Genomic DNA, 6,105 nt, shown 5'->3' with positions numbered 1-6,105 from the left:
ATTAGCGACTGAAATATATAAAGGTTGGTGCAATTACATGCACCAACCTTTTTTATGTTAAACGCGCTCTGTTTTTGCTTGTTATGTGTGTTTTATGTTTGTTTTATTAAACAGTTGAAATTATATATTTGAGTTCTTATGCATAAACGCTATTAATATTAAGAATTAATTTCATTTACCTTTTTTTTGTAAAGCTGGTATGGTGAAGAAAATAACAATAAAAAACCATGAGGTTACCTATGGAAAATACCGTTTCACAACTAAGAGAGCCTGAAATAAGAGCAACCTATCTTAGTGCGGAAGAATTAACTCTAACCGCATCATTACTTTTTCAAGCGTATCATGATGATCCTGTATTTTTAGATATATTTAATGGCGATAAGGCCGGTTATGAGCAACGGTTGAGAGCCTCAATTAGAGAAGAGTTAAACGCTTTTTGGCAAGCAGAGCAGCCTATGGTTGGTTTATACCTAGGTGAGTCTATGGTGGGAGTCGCTTGTTTAAATAGCCCCGATGAGCGAGTAAGTAGTAATAGACTCTGGCATTGGCGTTTAAAAATGTTGCTATCAGCAGGGTATTTTAGTACCAAACATATGATAGAAAAAGAGAAAAAAGTAATGTCGGCGGTGCCGTTAAAAACTTTTCATATGCTTTCATTTATCGCAGTTCACCCTTTGCATCAGCATCATGGTTTTGGTCATTATTTAATGGCAGCGGTTAACACAGTGCTAGAAACACATAAAGGCAGTGAAGGGGTCGCTGTTTATGCTACTTCTGGCAAATTTAGAACATTTTTTGAAGAAGCTAATTACCAGTTCATCAAAGATGTGACTGTTGGCAAAGTTTCGGGCGCATTAATGGTTTATTACCGAGAAAAGCCAACTAAATCAATACCAGCTAATGTTGAATAATGGTTTAGTTACAGTGATATTAGGCTATATCTTAGCTAGCTCAGCTTGGATTACACTTGTGCCAAATAAAACTTCTGGTACAATCAGTTTCAATTAATTTGTTTTTAGGTAGTTAAACTAATATGGTTATAAAAGCTCATAGCCCTGCGGGATTTGCCGAGCAATATATTGTTGAATCAATTTGGAATGGTGGCTTTCCACCAGGTTCAATTTTGCCAGCAGAGCGAGAATTATCTGAGCTGATCGGTGTAACCAGAACTACACTAAGAGAAGTTCTTCAACGTTTAGCTCGCGATGGTTGGTTAACGATCAAACATGGTAAGCCAACTAAAGTGAATAATTTCTGGGAAACATCAGGATTAAATATTTTAGAGACTTTGGCACAACTTGACCAAGACGGTATTCCTGATCTGGTTGATAACCTGTTGTCAGCACGCACTAATATCAGCGCAATTTATGTGCGTGGTGCTCTTAAAAACAATCCAGCTAAAGCGATTGAACTATTAAGTGCCTATGAGAGTATTGAAGATACAGGGGAAGCCTTTGCTGAATTTGACTACCGACTAAATAAAGAACTAGTGGTTGCTTCTGGAAACTCTATTTACTTACTCATTTTAAATGGTTTCCGCGGCTTGTATTCGCGAATAGGTAATTTATATTTTTCTCACCCCACAGGACGCGAAATTTCTAGAATTTACTATCAAAAACTTATTGAGCTTGCCAAAGAAAACCGTTTTGATGAATCTGTTCTTGCTGTGCGTAAATATGGTGTGGAATCAGGAAAGCTTTGGGTAGATCTTAAAGAAGATGTATTAAAAGAGCTGATTGAAGACTAGCCTTTCTGGCGGCAACCTCAGAACTCTGTGTTGATTGTTAATATAAATCAACATAGCAATCACATTAAACTGGTATATTTAACTATCTGTTTAATGTGATTGCTATATTAAGGTTGTATATCCTCTGTGAATAATCCCCCTCTCGCTGGTTTAGTCGTGAAAAGTAGCTGTTATGGTTTACTGTTGTTAGCAACACTTGTGATATTTTCAATATCACAAGTTATTGGTTTTTATCTTGATTATTATCAGATGAATGCTATCTATATTTCCTTTTGTGCTGGCTTTATTCTGTTTACCCCTTTAGTTGTGTTGGTGCTTCACCCCTTAGTATTTGTTGATAAGGTGCAGCAACCCCAGTCTTATTTCAAAGTGCTAATCAAAAATGTGGGCTTGGTCTCATTAGTGCAGGGCTTGTTTTTTATTATTTGGATGACAGATGCTATCGCGGTTTATAGTATTTATGTAGATCAAGACTCATTTCTGGCAAAAGCATTTAATATCCACCGTGAAAATAATACTGACTTTAGCAGTGAGTTTTTTTGGTTCAATTTGTTTTTAGGTTGGTTATTTTCACTACTTTCATTAGTGTTGGGCGTTATGCCGTGTTTAATTGCTCGCATAGATAATAATGGAGTTATCAAAAATTTTGTCTCAGCCTTTGCTATTGCTAAGCAACATAAAGTTCAGTTTTCTTTTGCCGCATTAGCCTTAGCGGCCGCTACTCTGATTCCGTTACTTTATATCAAATATTTGTTTATCCTGAGTTTTCCAATTGTTGTGAGCTATGTGTTTTTAAATATATCTTCACTGGTGCCTAAAAAAACAGGCAACTATTGATAGCATTATTAGTTATTTTTAACACAAGTTATCGTCAGTGACGGTAACTAACATTAAGTGGCAACAGGAATAAAGTAATCCAAATAACAAAATAAGTGAGAAAATAGTGACTAATCGTTGTGGAAAATGTCAACAATTTACTCGGACCCCTGATAATCAGAAAGATATTTGTGGGGCTTGGGAGCAACCAACTACAGCAACAAGAGATGCTTGTGAATATTTTATCCCTAAGAAAAAACCAAGAAAACCAGAAGAATCTAATTAAATCTTTTGAACAACTAAGCCTTTTGAATAAATAAGCCTTTTGTACCTAGCTCTTATTCTATCTGGACTTTTCAAGTCTGGTAAGCAAGGTTTTACAAGCAATCTTTTTTCGAAAAAATTAGCGCGATGAGGCAAATATAATTTACCTCAGCTAGGTGTTAATTGTACAAAGCTTATAACAGGGAGTTGCGAACAAGTTTATTGATAACTGAATTCATTTGTTGGTATGGGTAAATGTTTGCATACCAATAAATGATTAATAGACTGGTGGTGTAAAGGCTGTTGTTATTAATCTTCAGTTTCAGTTTCAGCTTCAGCTTCGTCATCAATAATAGGCTTATTTGAGCGGTAACCTGGCTTTGCAATGATCTCTATATAAAAGCTAGTTAGCTCGCGTTCTAGGGCATCATCAACGCTTTTATTTAAGGTTGAATAATGAATAATATCAGCCGTTTGTGCAGTCGCACCATATTTACAATCAAAATCCCAAAAATCGGCACCATCAGGCAATGCTTTATTGCGTTCTCTTTTGAGGTATTTCTTTAATTCGTGCTTGATAGAGTCAACCAATCGAGGGGTTTTAATTTTTTCGTGTGTTAATGAAAATACTTTTTTCATGGGGAACCTTACATAGGGTTGCAAATAAGTGGTCTATATATAACATAGTGCTTAACGGCTAATGCTTTAATGCGGATTAATAAAAGCAAGTTAACCGTGAATTGGGCAGAGTTTATCATACTGCTAATAAGCTTTTAACTTTATCTTGTAAATTAGGGATAACTTCTTGTTCAAACCAAGGATTGCGTTGTAACCAGGCATTGTTTCTAGGACTCGGGTGGGGCAGCACTATTTGATCATGTTTGAGTAAATATTGCCATTGCTGTGCTAACGCTGATATCGAGGCGGTTGATTGCAAGTGCCAATTTGCCGCATACTTTCCCAAAATAATTGTTAATCCTACTTGCTTCAAACTAGCCATTAATGGTTTTCGCCATGTTTGCGCACATTGTGGTAATGGCGCTGAATCACCCGACTTACCCTTGCCTGGATAGCAAAACCCCATAGGTAGAATAGCAAAGTTATCTGGTTGATAAAATTGATGGACATCTACGCCTAACCAACGTCGTAAGCGTTCACCACTTTGATCAGTAAATGCCTTAGCTGCATTGTGCGCCTTAATTCCTGGAGCTTGTCCGGCGATAAGTATTTTACTGTTTTCACTTATTTGTAAAATAGGCTTAGGACTTAAGGGTAAGGTTTGTTGGCATAACGTACATTGTTGAATCTTTTTATAAAGGTTTAGCATAAAGTGATGGCGCTTTGAGGGTCGTTCTATTAAATTATAGCTTATTTTATAACTTAATAGGATCTATCAATGAATAAGACAATGGCTGTTATTTTAGTACTACTTTTAGCATGCTCAACTCAGAGTCAGGCTCAATCGGTATTAACAAAAGAGTTAATTACATCATTTCAACAAGTATCACAACAATGGCAAGCTTTAGAGCATCAATACCCAGATCTCACGTCACTATCTGATGATTTTGATATGTCACAACCTAATAAAATCATTGCCCAACTAAAAAATTCTAAAGCTTACCCTAAAATAAAATCGATCTTAGCCAGTGCTAATTTTAGTGATATTGAACAATATTATAATATTGCAACACGAATTATGGGCGGTATGATGGCTCATCAAATGCAACAAATGCCTTCAGGGATGAATATAGATTCAATGACACAGAGGCTCAAACAAAGTATTGAGCAGATGAAAGCTAATAATGCACCAAACACTATGATTTCTGAGATGCAAGCACAGCTAGATGACATGGAAAAAAACATGAAAAATATGAAGTCAGCCATGAAAAATACCACTGATGCTGATAGAGAGTTCATCAGTGAAAATGCACAGTGGATTATGTCCATGTTAGATGATGAACAATAGTCGTTATTGTTAAGCGTTGTTGGGTCTCAGTGTAAGAATTACTGCTTTGACCTTACTTCGCCAGATTACTGTCCCGATTTTTCTACAATCACATCAACCTGGCGTTTGAGGTTTTGCTGCGAGATAACCACTCTAACTGCTTGCTGTTGTTGAAGATAAGTTAAGGTTAAACGTCCTCGCTTGCTTTCTTGAGACACGGGTTCACCATAATGTTGTTGATAGAACTCAATGATTTGCTCTGTTGTCGCTAAGGTAAAATAATTTAATACAGCAGGCATGCCGTCGGTAAAGTTGGCAAAAACCTGTGCGTGCTCAACTTGGGGAATATTCACAGTAGCGTTATCTTGTGCTACTGAGGTGGCGTTGAAGCTAAATAATAGCGCACTAGCTATTAGAGAAAATTTACCGGTTACTTTTAAAGTCATTTTATTGATATCCATAATCATTTTTAAGCTAAGCAAGTCATTCCAAATATATATTATTTTAACAAAGAGTGCGATCTTTGTTGAAATAATAAATTATGACACAAGTTCATCACGATAATGATCGACCCAAAGCGCAGTTGCACCACAGATAGCAACAGGCATAATAATAAGGTTAATAATAGGAATCATGGAAAACATAGCGACACCCACACCAAAACTGTAACTTAATCCTTGGCGCTGTTTTAACGCTTGTTTCATCACCCTAAAAGGTACTTTGTGATTATCGAACGGATAATCTTTATATTGTACAGCCATCATCCAAGAGACGAATAAAAACCAAATGATTTGCCCAATTACCGGTAGCATTAGCATCAGAATAAAAAAACCAATGGCTCGGGGAATATAGTAAGCCAACTTGGTCCATTCACGGCCTAAGGTTCTAGGAATATCTTTAATAATATCAAGCACGCTACCACTTGGGGCTGATCTACCCAGTAAAATATTTTCAACCTTTTCAGCAAGTAAACCATTAAAAGGAGCCGCGAGCCAGTTTGCTGCGGTGCTAAAGATGAAAGAAAATAGTATTAATATGGTTATCACCGCCAAAGGCCAAAGTATATTACTCAACCAGTACAACCAACTTGGTAACCATTGCATCAGCTTGTTAATGTAGTGTTCAAGTTCAAGAAACATAAAATAAAAAGCAACACTGAAAAAGATCAAATTGATAAGCAACGGAATTAAAACAAAACGTCTAATACCTTTTAAACGAATAAGCTCAAAGCCTTTAAATAAATAACCAAAGCCAGTTTGCGCTATAGCTTGGTTTGATGAGGAAAAATTGTCTTTGGATGAATCTTGCATGTAAAAGTAGTAACTCGTTGATA

The 6,105-nt window shown here is 36.3% G+C and carries 9 protein-coding genes; 5 read left to right on the top strand and 4 right to left on the bottom strand.

The features are described 5' to 3' along the window. Positions 1–239 precede the first annotated feature (239 nt). From ABXG98_RS13240 to ABXG98_RS13225, 4 genes are all read left to right on the top strand, one after another. Positions 240–911: a GNAT family N-acetyltransferase gene (locus ABXG98_RS13240; RefSeq protein ID WP_353539166.1), complete on the top strand. Its 672-nt coding sequence runs from the start codon at positions 240–242 to the stop codon at positions 909–911. Positions 912–1,033: 122 nt separating this feature from the next. After that, positions 1,034–1,747, top strand: a complete 714-nt coding sequence (fadR, locus tag ABXG98_RS13235; protein WP_353539165.1) for a fatty acid metabolism transcriptional regulator FadR — start codon at positions 1,034–1,036, stop codon at positions 1,745–1,747. Positions 1,748–1,873: 126 nt separating this feature from the next. Then, complete coding sequence (locus ABXG98_RS13230; protein ID WP_353539164.1) at positions 1,874–2,584, top strand: hypothetical protein; 711 nt, start codon at positions 1,874–1,876, stop codon at positions 2,582–2,584. 106 nt (positions 2,585–2,690) lie between these two features. Continuing rightward, positions 2,691–2,849: a hypothetical protein gene (locus tag ABXG98_RS13225; protein WP_353539163.1), complete on the top strand. Its 159-nt coding sequence runs from the start codon at positions 2,691–2,693 to the stop codon at positions 2,847–2,849. Between the two features lie 287 nt (positions 2,850–3,136). Here ABXG98_RS13225 and ABXG98_RS13220 read toward each other — a convergent pair whose 3' ends face one another. Beyond that, positions 3,137–3,466 (bottom strand): DUF6172 family protein, encoded by a 330-nt coding sequence (locus tag ABXG98_RS13220; protein WP_353539162.1) that lies wholly within the window; start codon positions 3,464–3,466, stop codon positions 3,137–3,139. A 115-nt stretch (positions 3,467–3,581) separates the two neighbouring features. Next, a complete protein-coding gene (locus ABXG98_RS13215) occupies positions 3,582–4,154 on the bottom strand; it encodes a uracil-DNA glycosylase family protein (protein WP_353539161.1) in 573 nt (190 codons plus the stop codon). A 69-nt stretch (positions 4,155–4,223) separates the two neighbouring features. Here ABXG98_RS13215 and ABXG98_RS13210 point away from each other — a divergent pair, with 69 nt between their 5' ends. After that, positions 4,224–4,793, top strand: coding sequence for a hypothetical protein (locus ABXG98_RS13210; protein WP_353539160.1), 570 nt, complete (start codon positions 4,224–4,226; stop codon positions 4,791–4,793). A gap of 65 nt (positions 4,794–4,858) precedes the next feature. Here ABXG98_RS13210 and ABXG98_RS13205 read toward each other — a convergent pair whose 3' ends face one another. Both ABXG98_RS13205 and cysZ read right to left on the bottom strand, forming a co-directional pair. Beyond that, the gene (locus tag ABXG98_RS13205; protein WP_353539159.1) at positions 4,859–5,218 is read right to left on the bottom strand and encodes a hypothetical protein; all 360 of its coding nucleotides are present in this window, start codon (positions 5,216–5,218) and stop codon (positions 4,859–4,861) included. A gap of 93 nt (positions 5,219–5,311) precedes the next feature. Continuing rightward, positions 5,312–6,082 (bottom strand): sulfate transporter CysZ, encoded by a 771-nt coding sequence (gene cysZ, locus ABXG98_RS13200; protein WP_353539158.1) that lies wholly within the window; start codon positions 6,080–6,082, stop codon positions 5,312–5,314. Between the last annotated feature and the right edge of the window lie 23 nt (positions 6,083–6,105).

It is taken from the genome of Colwellia sp. KU-HH00111, assembly GCF_040362745.1.
In the GTDB taxonomy this organism is placed as follows: Bacteria; Pseudomonadota; Gammaproteobacteria; order Enterobacterales; family Alteromonadaceae; genus Colwellia.
Note: the sequence above shows the minus strand (reverse complement) of the source record. Positions and strands in the feature narration are given on the sequence as shown.